The sequence below is a fragment of the Arthrobacter sp. P1_A5 genome (genome assembly GCF_056406825.1).
Genome location: NZ_JBFTZL010000019.1, coordinates 19,663 through 34,375 on the forward strand (window position 1 = coordinate 19,663; position 14,713 = coordinate 34,375).

Genomic DNA, 14,713 nt, shown 5'->3' on the forward strand with positions numbered 1-14,713 from the left:
GGTTAGACAGCGGGCAGGTGCCGGTGGCGGTGACGGTGTTCGCGGACCGCAGGTGTCGGCGAGGCATTCCTGCCGCCGCGCTGCCCGGTCCACGGGTTGCTGCTGACCTCCCGGATCAGCCCGGTGCCGGCGCACTCGCGCACAGCCATGATGCCGTCCGCCGCCTGGCGCTTGTCGTCGAATGCTGTGGAAATCGCCAACACGGTCCCGTCGGCGGCGAGAAGCCGGAACCGTACATTGGATTCCGCGTCGGTGAAGATTTCGAACTGTCCAGCCATTGTCTTGTCCTTGTCTGGCGGTGGTGACCGCCGGTGGAGGGTAAGAGCACTTCTTTGTGCTGTTGCCGGGTCTTCGACAAATCGCTGCAGTGCCGGTAGCCACCCTTTCGTGGACGGCGTCCCCGGGAAAGAGGCAAAGGTCCCTTGGTGTCTGGCGGATGAGACTGGGCCGGCCTAACCCAACCCTGCGTGACGAAACCGGGCGCCCGGATGGGCGCTACATTGGGAACATGGCTGGCAAACATCCTGTGCAGTTTCCGGCGGATTCCGGCGAGCCCGTGCGGCTGAACGCGCGGGTGTCCGGTGTGGTCCAGGCAGTCGGCTTCCGCTACTGGACGGTCCGGAAGGCCGAGGAACTGGGGCTCAGCGGCACGGTCCGGAACAACACCGACGGCTCCGTGGGCATCGTGGCCGAGGGGCCGCAGTCCGTTGTGCTGGAGCTACGGCGCTGGCTGCGCTCGCCGGAGGCGCCCGGCCGGGTGGAGGACGTCGAAGAATCGGTCTCGGCCGCGACGGGGGAGTTCGGCGGATTCGACGTGGCCTACTAGGGCTGCAGCTTTCCGGTGCCGGTATTGTGGCCGGTCCGGGGCGAAGGACCCTCGGCAGGGGCCCGGTTTCTGAGTAGGGTGGCCCCATGCAGAAGATATCGCTCGATGCCCTTGCCCGGCAGCAGCTGGCTGCAGCGGTCGCGGCACCCAGCGGACGGGCCGCGGACACTGCGTTTGGCGGGCATGAGAAAGTCCTGCGGCAAACCGTCATGGCGTTCAGGGCGGGGACGCAGCTGAGCGAGCACCAGAACCCCGGCGAGGCGACCGTGTTTGTGCTCCGCGGCTGCGTGCGCCTGCGGGCCGGCAACGAATCGTGGCAGGGCAAGACCGGTGATCTGCTGATCGTGCCCGACGGGCTGCACAGCCTGGAGGCCGAGGAAGACTCGGCGATCCTCATGACCGTGGCGAAAATCAAGACCTGACGGCCCAGCCGCAGGCGGCGAGACCGGTCGAAGCCACTCCAGGGGCCGGATTACCGCAAGGAGCAGGACATGACTGTCATCCCTTTCGACGAGGTCCCACAGACCCGGCGGTGGTGGGCGAGGGCGGCCTACGCCGCGATTCTCTTGGCGGTGGCTGTCCCTTTGGTGTCTGCGGGATTGGCAGGCACCATCGCGTTGGTCATGATCGATGCCGGCGCCGTGTTAGTGACTGTGGCTGCGATCTACTGGTTCCTCATCAGCCGCGGTGTCCTGCGCTGGTGTGCGCTGGCGCTCGCGGTATTGGCCCCGCTGGTGCTGGTGGTCCTGCACATCCAGGCGGGTCTGCTATTGGAGATGGTGCTCTCGATTGCGCTGGCGTTCGTGGCCTTGGTCTGTGCCCGTGCCGCGCTCCGGGAAAGGGGTGAGGGCAAAGCCATGCCCGAGCACACCGCCCCTGCTTGGCAGCATGCTTTCCTGGTGATGAATCCGCGTTCCGGCGGGGGCAAGGTGGTGAAGTTCGACCTCCAACGGAAGGCGGAAGAACTCGGCGCCGAGGTGGCGCTTCTTGCGGGACCGGGACCGGTGGACGTCGACGCGTTGGCCCGGCAGGCCGTGGAACGCGGGGCCGATCTGCTCGGCGTCGCCGGTGGGGACGGAACCCAGGCGCTGGTCGCCGGCATTGCGGCCGAGCACAACCTTCCGTTCCTGGTGATCAGCGCCGGCACGCGCAACCATTTCGCCCTGGATCTCGGGCTGGACCGCGAGGACCCGACAGGCTGCCTGGATGCCCTCCGGGACGGGGTGGAGCTTCACGTCGACCTCGGCAAGATCAACGGCCGCACCTTCGTCAACAACGCATCCTTCGGGGTGTACGCCGAGGTGGTGCAGAGCCCTGCGTACCGGGACGACAAGGCCGGTACCGTGCTGGAGATGCTTCCGGACCTGATTAGGGGCGATAAGGGTGCGCGGCTGCGGGCGCAGGCGGACGCGGAGACAGTGGACGGCCCGCAGGCGGTGCTGGTGAGCAACGGTCCGTACGGCAGCAACGACCTCGCCGGCCTGGGCCGGCGAACCCGGCTGGACCGCGGCGTGCTCGGCGCGGTGGCGATTTCCGCCGCCAGCACGCGGGAAGCGGTCGGCCTGTTGCGCCGTGCCACGAAGCGCGGCCTGATCCAACGCGCGGCGGCGGAGGTGGTGGTCGACGCCGACGTGCCCGAGATCCCCGTCGGAGTGGACGGCGAGGCTCTGCTGATGAGCACGCCGGTACGGTGCACCGTCGAACCCCGCGCACTTCGGGTACTGGTTCCGCGGAACCGTCCAGGCGTCCCGCCAGCCCAACCGGCGCTGGATCTGGTCCGGCTCCGCGAGCTGGCGTGGGGCCGGCACGTGTCTGCACCGCCTGCGCCGTCTGCGCCGTCGTCCGCCGCTCCCCCCGCGGCTCCCCCCGCGGCTCCGCCCGCCGGCGGGGGATCGTAGCCCCGGCAAATCTGGCCTGACCCGTGAATGACGGCGACTAGTTGTGCCGTGCCCACAACTGCAGCCACACGAGGAGGCGCGTTTCGGCGTCGTCGAGGTCGATGCCGAAGAGCGGCTCCACCCGGGACAGGCGGTACCGCACCGTGTTGACGTGCACGTCCAGCGCCTTGGCGGCGTCGATCGCGTTTCCGCCGCAGCTGAGGTAGGCGTAGATGGTCTCCTCGAAGGACTTCTTATGCTGTTCGTCGTACGCCGCGATATTCAGCGCGTGCGATCCGGGCAGCTGGCCAGCGGCCGTCAGGGCCGAGACGAACTGGCGCAGAAGCAGACGCGAGCCCAGGGAGTCGTCGTCGGCCACGATGTCATCGGAATCGGCGGCGATGCGCCCTTCCGCGACGTTGCGCACAAGTTCGGACAGGACCAGTTCCGCGTTGACCCTGGAGTCCTCGAGCCGGTCAATCGTCGCCGCGGCGCCGAGCGCGGCCAGGACCGGGCGTGCGAGCAGCCGGCGCGCATTCTGCACAATTTTCAGAAGCGCGGTGCGCTGGAAGTGGCGTGAGGTTTCGGTGGTCTGGGGCAGGACGATGTAAACGATGTTGTCCGAGAGCCCGCAGACGGCCGAGGGCAGCCGGATGGCGCAGGCAGTCCGGATGGTGTCGAAGAGCCGGAGGCGGGACTGCAGCGTTTCGGCCGCGATGGCCTCGGACGGCCAGACGCCCAGAGCCGCGACCCGGATCGACGGCGCCGAGATCCCGAGCCTGATGGCGGCCAGTTCGGCGCGTTTCGGATCGAACAGCAGCGGCTGGACCAGATCGATCTGGCGGGTCAGGTTCGAGACGTAAGTGGTCCGTTTGTGCAGGATGTGGAGCGCGGCCACGTTGGCCGCTTCGCGCAGGATCCGGTTGGCGTCCTCGTTGTGGTGGTCCGCCAGTTCAAGGAGCCAGAGCGAGCCCAGAACGGAGTCGCCGGCCCGGATCGCGATGGCGGTGCGCCGGAGCGAGGGATCCTGCGTGGCCACGTCCAGCGCATCGGCGGCGGCATGGACACGGCGGTAATCGTTGTCCGTTTCCACCGAATGCGGCACCTGCAGGCTCAGGATGGAACTCCGGCGCGTCTCGTCAATGGGCTGGTCCGGGAGGGTGGAGTACGCCAGGATTGTTTGCTCGGGATCGGCGATCGCGATGGCACCGCCGGCCTGGGCCGCCACCGTGTTGGCGAGGTCGAACAGGTCTCCGGGCCGGATGTCCACCAGGGTCCGTCCCGATTGCCGGTGCGGAACCACTGCCGCGTCCATGATCTCCGCGAGCTGGTTCCAGGGCACCGAGTCGGAGGCCCGGAAAAGCGCCATCCCGTTGTCCCGCGCGGCTGCCCGCAGGACTTCGTCCGAGGTGCCGTTGGATTTGTAGACGACCGCCACGTACCCGGCGTCGCTGAGTTCCCGCACTTTCGCGCCCAGACGCTTCCCGGAAAGGGACAAACCAATGGCCAGGGCAACGGCACCCGGGAACTTGGCGGGCCGCGCCGTCGAGTCGTAGAGAACCGAGCCGGCGACAATCTGCCGGTCATCTGACGGCATTTCCACGAGGCTGAGGATTTCCGAGCCCGCCGAGCGGGCGACGTCGGCCAGCGTAGGCAGCGCATGCGTATCCACCTCCGGTGCCGTCACCGGGACACCCAAGAAGCTGTTTGGTATTCGCTACTAATGATTGGCCCCTCAATTTGTCGATAACTCCATGGTGATGCGGAGCTTCATTTCCTACGCTGAACCATAACGCAGGACAGTTCAACGGAAGGCCGTCATTGAAAATCAGCGAAGCCAGGCAACTCGTCCAGGTGAAAGCTCCCGTCTTGTCCCGCCAACAGCGTGTGCTGGCGGGCGCCTACAACGTCGAGGAATTCCGGAAATCGGCGCGCAAGGTCTTGCCGGCCGGGATTTTCGACTATCTCGACGGCGGATCCGAAGACGAAGTGACGCTGCGCCGCAACCGGGCCGTCTTCGATGCCTGGGCCCTCATGCCCAGCTGGGGCCCGGTGTCCGGACCCGACACGACGACGACCCTGCTCGGAAAAGAAAGCGCGCTGCCGCTGACCTTGACCCCCACCGGGGCGACCCGGCTGTTCCATCCCGAGGGCGAACTGGCCGTCGCGGCCGCCGCGGACCGGGCCCGCATCCCCTACGGGCTGGCCGGCCTGAGCACCGTGCCCATGGAAACCATCGCAGAGCACCACCCGTCCCTTGACCGCTGGTTCAACTTTGGCCTCACCTCGGACGCCCAGGCGATGAAGAACAAACTGGCCCGCTGCAAGTCAGCCGGATTCAACACCCTGATTGTCGGCGTCGACACGCGGGCACTGGGTTCCAGGGAACGGGACCTCCACAACGGATTCACCGCCCCTCCCGCGCTCACGCTGTCAACCATCGCGGACATCGCCCGGCGCCCTTCGTGGTGGATCAACTTTTTGAAGTCGGACGGCATCAGCTTCCCGAACCTGGATCCGCAGAGCCCCGCCGCCTCCTCCGTGGTGACCCCGACCATGTGGCAGCACATCCTGGGCCACTCGGATGCCAGCAGCGGCTGGAAGGAACTTGAGGCCCTGCGGCAGGCCTGGCACGGCAAAATCGTGCTCAAGGGCTGCGTCAACCCGGCCGACGTCGCGAAGGCCTCCCGGATTGGCCTGGACGCCGTCCAGTTGAGCAATCATGGCGGCCGCCAGCTCGATCACATGCTGAGCCCCATGGACGTCCTCCAGGAATCGCGGCAACGGGTGGGCGATTCGATCGAGATCTACGTGGACTCCGGCATCCGCCGGGGGAGCGACATCCTCAAGGCGCTGGCACTGGGAGCCGATGCCTGTTCGATCGGTCGGGCCTACCTGTACGGACTGGTGGCGGCCGGCTCGCCGGGCGTCGGACGCATCATCGACATCTTCGGGGATGAACTGCGGCGTACCATGACGTTAGTGGGCGTCTCCAGTATTTCCGAGTTGAAGGCCCGGGGCGGGGAAATTCTTCGGGATATTCGTCATTCCGGAGAACTTCTTGAGACAAGAGCGTCGGAAAACACGAATTCATGAGTTTTGAATAAGCAGTCATGCAGTGCCCTCCCGCAGCGTTGCGGGAGCCTAGAGAATCCCTGAACAGCTAAGGAAGCCATGCGCACCCGATACCTTCTTCCCGTTCTCACCATAGCCACGGCGCTCTCGCTCTCGGGCTGTGTCAACAACAGCGAACCCGCCGCCACCGGCTCGGCATCCGGTACCGCTGACGCCATCGACGTGCAAAAGAATGACTCCATTGCCGCCTCGCTCCCGGAAAAAATGAAGAGCTCCGGCGTGCTCAACGTCGGCATGGCCAACAACTACCCGCCCAACGAGTTCAAGGACGATAACGGCGAACCGGCAGGCTGGTCAGTGGACCTCACCAATGCCTTGGGCAAGGTTATGGGGTTGAAGGTCAACTTCGACATCGGCACCTTCGACAACATTCTGCCCGCGGTGAAGGCAGGCAAGGATGACATGGGAATGTCGTCCTTCTCCGACACGCTGGAACGCGAAAAGCAGGTCGATTTCGTGAACTACTACTCAGCCGGCATCCAGTGGGCGTCGCCCAAGGGCAAGAACGTGGACCCGAACAACGCCTGCGGGCTTAAAGTCGCCGTCCAGGCCACCACCTATGAGGACACGCATGAGGTGCCGGCCAAGTCGAAGGCCTGCACGGATGCTGGCAAGCCGGCGATCACCATTTTCAAGTACGACGCGCAGGACCAGGCAACCAACGCCCTCGTGGTGGGACAGGTCGATGCGATGAGCGCCGATTCGCCCGTGACTCTGTATGCGATCTCCAAGACCAAGGACAAGCTGCAGACCGCCGGCGACGCCTTTGAAGTGGCGCCGTACGGGATGCCCGTGGCCAAGGGCAGCGAATTTACCCCGGTCCTGCAGAAGGCGCTGCAGGCTCTGATCGACGACGGCACGTACAACAAGATCCTGTCCAAGTGGGGCGTCGAATCCGGTGGCGTCAAGACAGCAACTCTCAACGTGGCAGCCAAAGGGTGATAGCAAATGAGCGAGCCGGAATCCGACAGGATGATTGAGTCGGAACCTGACAGGAAGCACCGGGACCGGAGCGGGCAGGACACGGACAACTCGCCGGCGGAGGCGATCGTGGCGATCCCGCTGCGGCACCCGTGGCGGATCGTGATTGCCGTGGTTCTTTTGCTCGGGTTGGCGGTATTTGTCCTGGACGCCGCCCAGCGCGCGGACTATGGCTGGCCGGATGTGGGCAAGTACATTTTTGACCGCCGGATCAGCCAGGCCGCGTGGGTGACGCTGTGGCTGACCATCTACTCGATGATCGGCGCGATCGTCATCGGGCTGCTGCTGGCCATCATGCGGCTCTCACCAAATCCGGTGCTCAAGAGCATCGCCTGGCTGTACATCTGGATCTTCCGCGGAACCCCTGTCTACGTGCAGTTGGTGTTCTGGGGCATCGTGGCCCTGATCTACCCGGTGTTCACGCTGGGGATTCCGTTCACGACGCCGTGGGTCACCGTCCCGAACGAGATCTTCACGAACCTGTTCATTACCGCCGTGATCGGGCTGGCCCTGAACGAGGCCGCCTACATGTCTGAAATCGTGCGTGCCGGCCTGCTGTCCGTGGACGAGGGCCAGGCGGAGGCTTCCACGGCCCTGGCCATGTCCTGGGGCCAGACCATGCGGTATGTCGTGGTTCCGCAGGCCATGAAAATCATCATTCCGCCTACCGGCAACGAAGTGATTTCGATGCTCAAGACCACCTCCCTGGTGGCAGCGATCCCCTTGAGCATTGACCTGTACGGGGTGTCCCGCGGCATTTCAGCCGTGACTTTCACTCCCGTCCCGCTGCTGATTGTGGCTTCGCTCTGGTACCTGCTCTTCACCTCCGTCCTGATGGTCGGGCAGCACTTCATCGAAAAGCGGTTCTCCCGCGGAACCGGACGGATCAAGTCAGGCAAAGCACCCGCCGCGCCCGAACCGGCGCCGACGGCCGGACCTGGCGCGCCGGGTACACCGCTCGGCACAGATTTTGGAGGTAAGGGATGACCGGCGTGCCAATGGTTCTTGCGGAGAAGGTTTCCAAGAATTTCGGATCCAACAGGGTACTGCGTGGGATCAGCCTGGAGGTCGACCCCGGGGAGGTTCTCTGCATCGTGGGGCCCAGTGGTTCGGGCAAGTCGACGTTCCTGCGCTGTATCAACCACTTGGAAGTGGTTGACGGCGGCCGGCTTTCGGTCGACGGGCAGCTGGTCGGCTACCGTCAAAAAGGCGAGAAACTCTACGAACTCAAGCTCAAGGAAGCTGCTTTCCAGCGGCAGGAAATCGGAATGGTGTTCCAGCGGTTCAACCTGTTCCCGCACCTGACCGCGGTGGAGAACATCATTCTTGCTCCCATGCGGGTGAAGAAAATTTCCAAGACCGCTGCCACGGCACGGGCCATGGAACTGCTGGAGCGCGTGGGGCTGGGGGACAAGGGCGATGCCTATCCGGCGCACCTCTCTGGCGGCCAGCAGCAGCGGGTGGCCATTGCCCGTGCCTTGGCCATGGACCCCAAACTGATGCTCTTCGACGAACCGACCAGTGCTTTGGACCCGGAGTTGGTGGGCGAGGTGCTCGATGTCATGAAGGGACTGGCCAAGAGCGGCATGACCATGATTGTGGTGACCCACGAGATGGGGTTCGCCCGCGAGGTGGCGGACACCCTGGTCTTCATGGACGACGGCGTGGTGGTGGAGGCCGGGGCTCCCCGCCAGATCCTGAGCGAYCCGCAACACGACCGGACCAAGGCGTTCCTCTCAAAGGTGCTGTGACATTCAAGGTTGACGGCGCGGCGGTGGGCCCTGGCCTCCCGGGCTGTGGCATCACCGCCGCGCCGGTGCAACACTGAATCCGTGGACAGCCCCGCGGACAGCAAGATCTGGGCGGACTACAACGCCGCCCAGGCAACCCGCGGGGTGCGCACGCTGTGCCTCGAGGCCATGGCCTTCGCAGGCCCGGGGAACGGCCGCCGCGCCATAGATCTCGGCTGTGGCGCGGGCAAGGAAACACTCGCGCTGCTCGACGGCGGCTGGCGGGTCCTCGCCGTCGATTCACAGCCGGACACCCGGGACCAGCTGCTCGCAACTGTGCCCGCGGCCCTCGCCGAACAATTGGACGTCGAGCTAAGCCCGTTCGAGGACCTTCCGCCGCTCCCGGAGGCGGGGCTCATCCTGGCCAGCTATTCGCTGCCCTTCGTCCACCCCGAAAACTTCGCCCGACTTTGGCGGATGCTGCTGGGGGCGCTGGGCCCTTCCGGCGTCATTGCCGTGAATCTGTTCGGCGAACGGGACTCCTGGGCCGCCATTCCCGAATGGAACTTCCACACCGAAGCCGAGGCCAGAGCCTTGTTCGAGGGACTGGATATCCTTACGTTCGAGATCTACGACGCCGACGGCCAATCCTTCCGCGGTCCCAAGCACTGGCACATTTTCGACGTCGTCGCCCGGAAACCCTGACGCCGGAGCCCGCTCAGATCTTGGCCCGCTCAGATCCTGGCCCGAGTCCCGATGGCGTAGGGGCCAAAGTGTGCCCGGCGTGACGCACCAACCGGTCCGCCACGGCGGCACGTGTCGTCTGGTTCGATTTCGACTGGCGTCGTAAGACAGACTGTTGCCGTGAGCAACTCTCCCCGTGCAGGCCTGGCCGTCGCCGGCCTCAGCCTCGGCACGTCGCTGAACCCGTTGAATTCGTCGATGATCGCCGTCGCCCTGGTGGTGCTGCGCGAGGACTTCGGGCTCGACGTCGCCACGGTCACCTGGGTGATCACGGCGTTCTACCTCACCTCCGCGGCCGGCCAGCCGCTGATGGGCCGGCTCGCGGACCGCTTCGGCCCGCGGCGGCTGTTCCTGCTGGGCATGGCCCTGGTGGCAGTGACCTGCGCGCTCGCGCCTTTTGCGCCGAACTTCGCGCTGCTCTGCGTGGCGCGCGCCTTCATGGCCCTCGGCACCGCGACGGCGTACCCGAGCGCCGTCGTCATGGTCGCCGCGCTGGCGCGGGAGGCGAACGTGAAGTCCACCCGGCCGCTGGGCCGGATCCAGATGGCGAACACGTCGGCGGCCGCCGTCGGGCCCGTGGTGGGCGGCCTGCTGGTGAGCCTGGTGGGCTGGCAGGCGCTGTTCCTGATCAACGTCCCGCTCTCGCTGCTGGCGATCCTCGTGGTCCGGCGCTTTGCCCCGGCCGACGGTGCCCGGGAACGCGGCCGGGTGTCGGAACTGGTGCGCGACTCGGACCTGCCCGGGATTGGGGCCTTCATCGGTGCCCTGGTGCTGGTGATGATGGCGATGCTGAATGTGCTGCCCGACTACCGGTGGTGGCTGCTGGGCGGCGGGCTGGTCCTCGCGGCGCTGTTCGCGTGGCGGGAGCTCCGGTTCAGCCCGCCCTTCCTTGACCTGCGGCTGCTCGGCCGCAACCGGCCGCTGCTGCTGGTCTACCTGGGTTTTGCGCTGTTCAACGGCGTCTACTACTTTGCGTTCTTCGGGCTGCCGCAGCTGCTGCAGACCGCGGGCGGCTACAATCCCGGCGTCGTGGGCCTGCTGATGCTGCCGCTCGCGGCGATCTCGGTGGTCGGGACGCCGTTCGCGGTCCGCGCGATCGACCGGTTCGGCGTGCGGCGGGTGCTGATCGCCGGCGTCGTGCTGCTCCTCGTCGCGTCTGCGGCGATGTGGCTGCTGACGGCCTCCCTCGCCGTCCCGCTGGTGCTCGCGCTGACCGCCCTGCTGGGTGTGCCGTATTGCGTGGTCGCCATTTCCTCGAGCCAGGGCATGTACGTGTCCACCCGGCCGGAAGAGCGCGGGGTGGCAGCCGGGATCTTCCAGACCTGCCGCTACCTCGGCGCGATCACGGCGACCGTGCTGATCGGCATCTTCTACGGCAGCGGCGTGACGCAGGCGAACTGGGGGCTGATGGTGTTCGTGATGCTGGGGCTCGGCGCGGTGGTGCTTGTGGTGTCGCTGCGGTGGCGGGAGCGGCGGGCCTGAGGTCCGGCGCTGCAGGAGCGTGAGCCGTTGATGTGCCATGGCCGGAGTGGAAGACTTGGGCTGCGGTCTCATCCACTTTAAGGAGTTGGAAATGGCTGACGGGACTGGATTGATCAAGCGGTTCTACACAGAGGTGATTGGGGACGGAAATCTCGCCCTCATTGATGAACTGGTCAGTGATGACTTCGTCGATCACGACCCCCTACCCGGACAATCGCCCGCCAAGGACGGCGTCGGGTACTTCGTCAACACGATGCGGGCGGCATTCCCGGATCTTAGGGCCAAGACCACCGAACCGGCGCTGGTAGATGGAAATCTCGAGGCGCAATACGTGGTCCTGACTGGAACGCATCAGGGAGAACTGATGGGCGTCGCGCCCACCGGTCGGAGCGTCGAATTCAGCGGCGTCGACATCATCCGCGTCGACGGCGGCAAAGTCGTCGAGCACTGGGGGGCCACGGACACTATGACCCTCATGCAGCAGATCGGAGCCGTATCGAAGTAACGCGCAGCAATTTTTCGCAGCTAGGGGAAATTCCCCGGCTACGGTTTCTGGGCCGCGATCGAGAAGTCAACTAATGACTTCCTCGGCTGGTTCCACACCGGCCCGCCCCCGGGGATCCACTCGATGAGCCGGAACTCGGCTCTCGCTTGCGTTGCGAGGCCTGGGGAAAGGGGTACGCGACTGAGGGTTCCCGTGCCCTGGTCTCCAAGGGTTTTACCGAGTTCGAAGTGCGGCGGGTCGTCGCTCCGAGCATGGCAGTCAACACAGCCTCGCGACGGGAGATGGAGAAATCCGGGATGCGTCTAGTACGTACGTAATGGGTATCTGCTTGGCTGAAGTCGTCCCGCAATGGCCGGGCTGATCGGCGACCTGGACTGCCCCTGATCAGGCCGCAACGCAGGGATGTGGCACGGTAATCTCGATATATGAGACATTCTGTCTTGAATTATKGACTTTCTGTATATCGTGGGGCATGGACGCGACTCAGGCAATCCCGGACTCTATTCCTCCTTTCGTCGACGGAGCCTGGCTTGAAAGGCACCGCGATGGCGTGGTTGTCGCTGACGCGCGCTGGTACCTCGACGGTTCCTCTGGGCGGGGGGCGTACGACCGTGGGCACATCCCATGTGCCGTGTTCGTGGACCTCGACGCGTGGCTGTCCGGCGGCGCCGGTGCGAAAGGGCTCAATCCGCTGCCCGATCCGGCCGTGTTCGCCCGGGGGATGTCTTCTCTCGGTGTAGGCGACGACTCGACGGTCGTCGCCTACGACGACGCCGGGGGCGTCATTGCGGCACGGCTCGTGTGGATGCTGCGGGCGCTCGGGAAGCGGGCGGCGTTGCTCGATGGCGGGATTGCGGCATGGCCGGGTCTGCTCGACAGAGACCCTGTGCATCCTGCGCCAGCGAGCTTCACAGCGGCTCCATGGCCCGAGGAGTCCCTGGTGCAAGCCGACGACCTCGAGGCATGGGCCGGCATCGTGGTCGATGCCCGCCATGCCGACCGCTTCGACGGCAGCCTTCAGCTCCCCACGGATCCCCAAGCCGGGCATATCCCTGGCGCGGTGAATGTGCCATGCCGAGAGAATCTCGACTCCGTTGGCCGGCTGCGGCCTATCGCCGAGGTACGCGAGGCGTTCGCGCGTGCCGGGGTCCGGGACGGCTCTKCTGTCGTTTCCTATTGCGGATCGGGCATCACGGCGTGCCACAACCTGCTGGCCCTCGAACATGTCGGGCTCGGTCGTGGCCTCCTCTACCCCGGCGGCTGGTCCGAATATGCCGAGGACCCGCGACGCATCGCAGAGAGGTAGAGCAAGCCGAGGAGGTCCTGGAACAAGCCCGCGTCACATGGTCCCAGACGTAGTCACTGGTCGCTGTCGCAGGGGATGACGAGGTCCTTCAGCGGCGCGGGGTCGGTGTTCGTGGCCTGTTGGAGGAGGCGGTAGAACAGCAGCCCGCGGCTGGCTGAGGTGCGGCGGTMCGGCGGCAGCTCGGTGCGTTTTCCGTACCAGCGCGGGGGGTCGGCTGTAAGGGAGTCAGGCTTTCCGGCCCGTGCCTTCCGTGTCGTCGTCAGCGGGGCCAGGAGCTGCATCCTCAGCGTCCAGCGCACCGTCTCCACCGCCGCTGGGGCGCTCCGTTTCGCCTTCTCCGTAGTCCCCTTCGGCATATCCTCCGGTTGCCGGTCCGGCCTGGTCCCCCACTGACCCGCCTTCGCCGTAGTCCCCTTCGGCATATCCTCCGGCTTCCGGTCCCTGGTCCCCCACTGTCCCGCCTTCGCCGTAATCCCCTCCGGAGTATCCTCCGCCTTCCGGCCCGGTCTGGTCCTGGCTAACCGTTCCGCTTTCGCCGTAATCCCCGCCGGAATATTGGCCGACCTCCCTTTCAACGGGGGGTTTCGGGGTGCTGTTATCGTGCTGTTGGGCTGCAGATTCTGGGTTCTCGGACATCGAAAATCCTTCCTTGAAGGATCGTGTGCCCGTGCGAATGCAGAGGCATCACGGCTTCGCGACCGAGGACGAACCGGCGGGCGAGATCTGGCGGGCAAGGGGAGATCTGCTGCTCTACCGATACCGAGACCGGCCTGTGTGTTAATTCTACTTCCAGGGGTCCCTCCGATGACGTCCCGATTGCCTTATCGCCAGGTGGCAGGATGGGGTCCATCATGGACAGGCGGTTGCGGCGCGCTCCTGACGCGGAATGGGTGTTCATGTACCGGCTCGGACTGAGCCGGAAACGCATCGCTGAGCTCGTGCGTGTTCATCCCGCCCTCGTCGGCTACCAGTCCCTGTACGTGCAGTCCCGCGGGGCGCTTAAGCGTGATCTGGCCGCGTGCCTGCGCACCGGGCGGGCGGTCCGGCAGCCCTGCAGGAAGGCCGGTCAGCGGAAGAACCGGATCCCCGGGATGATCAATATCTCCGAACGTCCACCCGAGGTTCAGGACCGTGCGGTGCCAGGGCACTGGGATGGGGATTTAATCATCGGCAAGGGGAACCAGTCCGCGATCGGGACGCTGGTCGAACGGACCACCAGTTACACGATGCTCGTGCACCTGCCGGACGGGTACAGGGCCAAGCAGATGCGTGATGCGCTGGCCGCGAAGATCAAGACGCTTCCCGAGGCGCTAAGGCATTCCCTGACCTGGGATCAGGGCATCGAGATGCAGGACTGGAAAACCGTGAAGATCGACGCCGGCATCGACATCTACTTCTGCGACCCGCACTCGCCCTGGCAGCGCGGCATCAATGAAAACACGAATGGCATGCTGCGCCAGTATTTCCCCAAGGGCACAGACCTGGGCATCCACAGCGCGGCAGACCTCGACTGGGTTGCCCAGGAACTCAACGACCGGCCGCGCAAAAGACTAGCGTTCAGGAAACCGATCGAACTGATCGAAGACCTCCTGTTGCAATGACCGCCTGAATCCGCCGATCCCTCGCCGGGCGGGCAGTTAGTTGCCCCGACCGCCTTGGTCACCAGGTCCCGATGGCGATCGATTCACTCGGGGGCTCGGTGCGGGTCCGCCTCGTGGGGAATGACTAGGTCCTTCAACGGCGCCGGGTCTGTGTTCGTTGCCTGCTGGAGGAGCCGATAGAACAGCAGCCCGCGGCTCTTGGCGGTGCGGCGGTTGAAGCGGAAGGTGAACTCGTCCAGGTAGTAGGCCAGCTGCTCCCTCGAGATGCCCTGATGCAGGGTGCCGTCGATCCAGCGTTTGAGCTGGGAGGCGGCCATGTGGACGGCGGGCATGTTGACATACGCGGGGATGACCGATCCGAGCTGGGTAAAGTACTCGTGCTTGTAGCCGAGGTCGGCGAAGCGCCTCAGCTGTCTTGCCCCGTCGGTGCGGATGGTGGAACCGGGGGCGACGACGCGCTGGCCGAACTTCACCAGGGCGAGCCTGCGGTCGGCCGGCCCGGGCTCGAGGCGGATCCGTCCGATCC

General features: G+C 65.6%; 16 protein-coding genes and 1 pseudogene. 13 read left to right on the top strand and 4 right to left on the bottom strand.

Going from position 1 to position 14,713, the window contains the following annotated elements:
• Positions 1-2: 2 nt before the first annotated feature.
• Positions 3-278, bottom strand: a complete 276-nt coding sequence (locus tag AC1D1S_RS05880; RefSeq protein ID WP_243182192.1) for a YegP family protein — start codon at positions 276-278, stop codon at positions 3-5.
• A gap of 230 nt (positions 279-508) precedes the next feature.
• Here AC1D1S_RS05880 and AC1D1S_RS05885 point away from each other — a divergent pair, with 230 nt between their 5' ends.
• The 3 genes from AC1D1S_RS05885 (at position 509) to AC1D1S_RS05895 (ending at position 2,724) form a co-directional block, all read left to right on the top strand.
• Positions 509-826: an acylphosphatase gene (locus tag AC1D1S_RS05885; RefSeq protein ID WP_043436330.1), complete on the top strand. Its 318-nt coding sequence runs from the start codon at positions 509-511 to the stop codon at positions 824-826.
• An 86-nt stretch (positions 827-912) separates the two neighbouring features.
• Positions 913-1,248: a cupin domain-containing protein gene (locus AC1D1S_RS05890; RefSeq protein WP_459384027.1), complete on the top strand. Its 336-nt coding sequence runs from the start codon at positions 913-915 to the stop codon at positions 1,246-1,248.
• A gap of 69 nt (positions 1,249-1,317) precedes the next feature.
• Positions 1,318-2,724 carry a diacylglycerol/lipid kinase family protein gene (locus AC1D1S_RS05895; RefSeq protein ID WP_476993949.1) on the top strand — a complete coding sequence of 469 codons (1,407 nt, stop codon included), beginning with the start codon at positions 1,318-1,320 and terminating at the stop codon, positions 2,722-2,724.
• Between the two features lie 37 nt (positions 2,725-2,761).
• On the opposite strand, the gene AC1D1S_RS05900 is transcribed toward AC1D1S_RS05895, so the two are convergent.
• Positions 2,762-4,390 carry a PucR family transcriptional regulator gene (locus AC1D1S_RS05900; RefSeq protein ID WP_476993950.1) on the bottom strand — a complete coding sequence of 543 codons (1,629 nt, stop codon included), beginning with the start codon at positions 4,388-4,390 and terminating at the stop codon, positions 2,762-2,764.
• A 134-nt stretch (positions 4,391-4,524) separates the two neighbouring features.
• Between AC1D1S_RS05900 and AC1D1S_RS05905 the strand changes: the two genes are divergently transcribed.
• The 9 genes from AC1D1S_RS05905 (at position 4,525) to AC1D1S_RS05945 (ending at position 12,586) form a co-directional block, all read left to right on the top strand.
• Positions 4,525-5,799 carry an alpha-hydroxy acid oxidase gene (locus AC1D1S_RS05905; RefSeq protein ID WP_476993951.1) on the top strand — a complete coding sequence of 425 codons (1,275 nt, stop codon included), beginning with the start codon at positions 4,525-4,527 and terminating at the stop codon, positions 5,797-5,799.
• A gap of 78 nt (positions 5,800-5,877) precedes the next feature.
• Positions 5,878-6,780: an ABC transporter substrate-binding protein gene (locus AC1D1S_RS05910; protein ID WP_028277463.1), complete on the top strand. Its 903-nt coding sequence runs from the start codon at positions 5,878-5,880 to the stop codon at positions 6,778-6,780.
• 6 nt (positions 6,781-6,786) lie between these two features.
• Positions 6,787-7,806 (top strand): amino acid ABC transporter permease, encoded by a 1,020-nt coding sequence (locus AC1D1S_RS05915; protein ID WP_476993952.1) that lies wholly within the window; start codon positions 6,787-6,789, stop codon positions 7,804-7,806.
• Positions 7,803-8,570 (top strand): amino acid ABC transporter ATP-binding protein, encoded by a 768-nt coding sequence (locus AC1D1S_RS05920; RefSeq protein WP_476946757.1) that lies wholly within the window; start codon positions 7,803-7,805, stop codon positions 8,568-8,570. Before AC1D1S_RS05915 ends, AC1D1S_RS05920 begins: the two co-directional genes overlap by 4 nt.
• A gap of 81 nt (positions 8,571-8,651) precedes the next feature.
• Positions 8,652-9,254: a class I SAM-dependent methyltransferase gene (locus AC1D1S_RS05925; protein WP_476993953.1), complete on the top strand. Its 603-nt coding sequence runs from the start codon at positions 8,652-8,654 to the stop codon at positions 9,252-9,254.
• 159 nt (positions 9,255-9,413) lie between these two features.
• Positions 9,414-10,775, top strand: a complete 1,362-nt coding sequence (locus tag AC1D1S_RS05930) for an MFS transporter (RefSeq protein WP_476993954.1) — start codon at positions 9,414-9,416, stop codon at positions 10,773-10,775.
• Between the two features lie 91 nt (positions 10,776-10,866).
• A complete protein-coding gene (locus tag AC1D1S_RS05935; protein WP_476946760.1) occupies positions 10,867-11,280 on the top strand; it encodes an ester cyclase in 414 nt (137 codons plus the stop codon).
• Between the two features lie 146 nt (positions 11,281-11,426).
• Positions 11,427-11,597, top strand: a complete 171-nt coding sequence (locus AC1D1S_RS05940) for a GNAT family N-acetyltransferase (RefSeq protein WP_476993955.1) — start codon at positions 11,427-11,429, stop codon at positions 11,595-11,597.
• A gap of 155 nt (positions 11,598-11,752) precedes the next feature.
• Positions 11,753-12,586, top strand: coding sequence for a sulfurtransferase (locus tag AC1D1S_RS05945; protein WP_476993956.1), 834 nt, complete (start codon positions 11,753-11,755; stop codon positions 12,584-12,586).
• A gap of 53 nt (positions 12,587-12,639) precedes the next feature.
• On the opposite strand, the gene AC1D1S_RS05950 is transcribed toward AC1D1S_RS05945, so the two are convergent.
• Entirely contained in the window at positions 12,640-12,942 is a 303-nt protein-coding gene (locus AC1D1S_RS05950; RefSeq protein ID WP_476993958.1) for a hypothetical protein, read from the bottom strand.
• Between the two features lie 609 nt (positions 12,943-13,551).
• Between AC1D1S_RS05950 and AC1D1S_RS05955 the strand changes: the two are divergent.
• Positions 13,552-14,187 (top strand): annotated as a pseudogene (locus AC1D1S_RS05955) (IS30 family transposase); the annotation flags it as partial.
• Positions 14,188-14,270: 83 nt separating this feature from the next.
• Here AC1D1S_RS05955 and AC1D1S_RS05960 read toward each other — a convergent pair.
• A partial coding sequence (locus AC1D1S_RS05960) for a transposase (protein WP_476993957.1) occupies positions 14,271-14,713 on the bottom strand: 443 nt, incomplete at its 5' end.

What these genes read in the sequence shown, in the direction of transcription:
- AC1D1S_RS05880 (WP_243182192.1), bottom strand. Translation starts at nt 278, where the DNA reads ATGGCTGGACAGTTCGAAATCTTCACCGACGCGGAATCCAATGTACGG.
- AC1D1S_RS05885 (WP_043436330.1), top strand. Translation starts at nt 509, where the DNA reads ATGGCTGGCAAACATCCTGTGCAGTTTCCGGCGGATTCCGGCGAGCCC.
- AC1D1S_RS05890 (WP_459384027.1), top strand. Translation starts at nt 913, where the DNA reads ATGCAGAAGATATCGCTCGATGCCCTTGCCCGGCAGCAGCTGGCTGCA.
- AC1D1S_RS05895 (WP_476993949.1), top strand. Translation starts at nt 1,318, where the DNA reads ATGACTGTCATCCCTTTCGACGAGGTCCCACAGACCCGGCGGTGGTGG.
- AC1D1S_RS05910 (WP_028277463.1), top strand. Translation starts at nt 5,878, where the DNA reads ATGCGCACCCGATACCTTCTTCCCGTTCTCACCATAGCCACGGCGCTC.
- AC1D1S_RS05915 (WP_476993952.1), top strand. Translation starts at nt 6,787, where the DNA reads ATGAGCGAGCCGGAATCCGACAGGATGATTGAGTCGGAACCTGACAGG.
- AC1D1S_RS05935 (WP_476946760.1), top strand. Translation starts at nt 10,867, where the DNA reads ATGGCTGACGGGACTGGATTGATCAAGCGGTTCTACACAGAGGTGATT.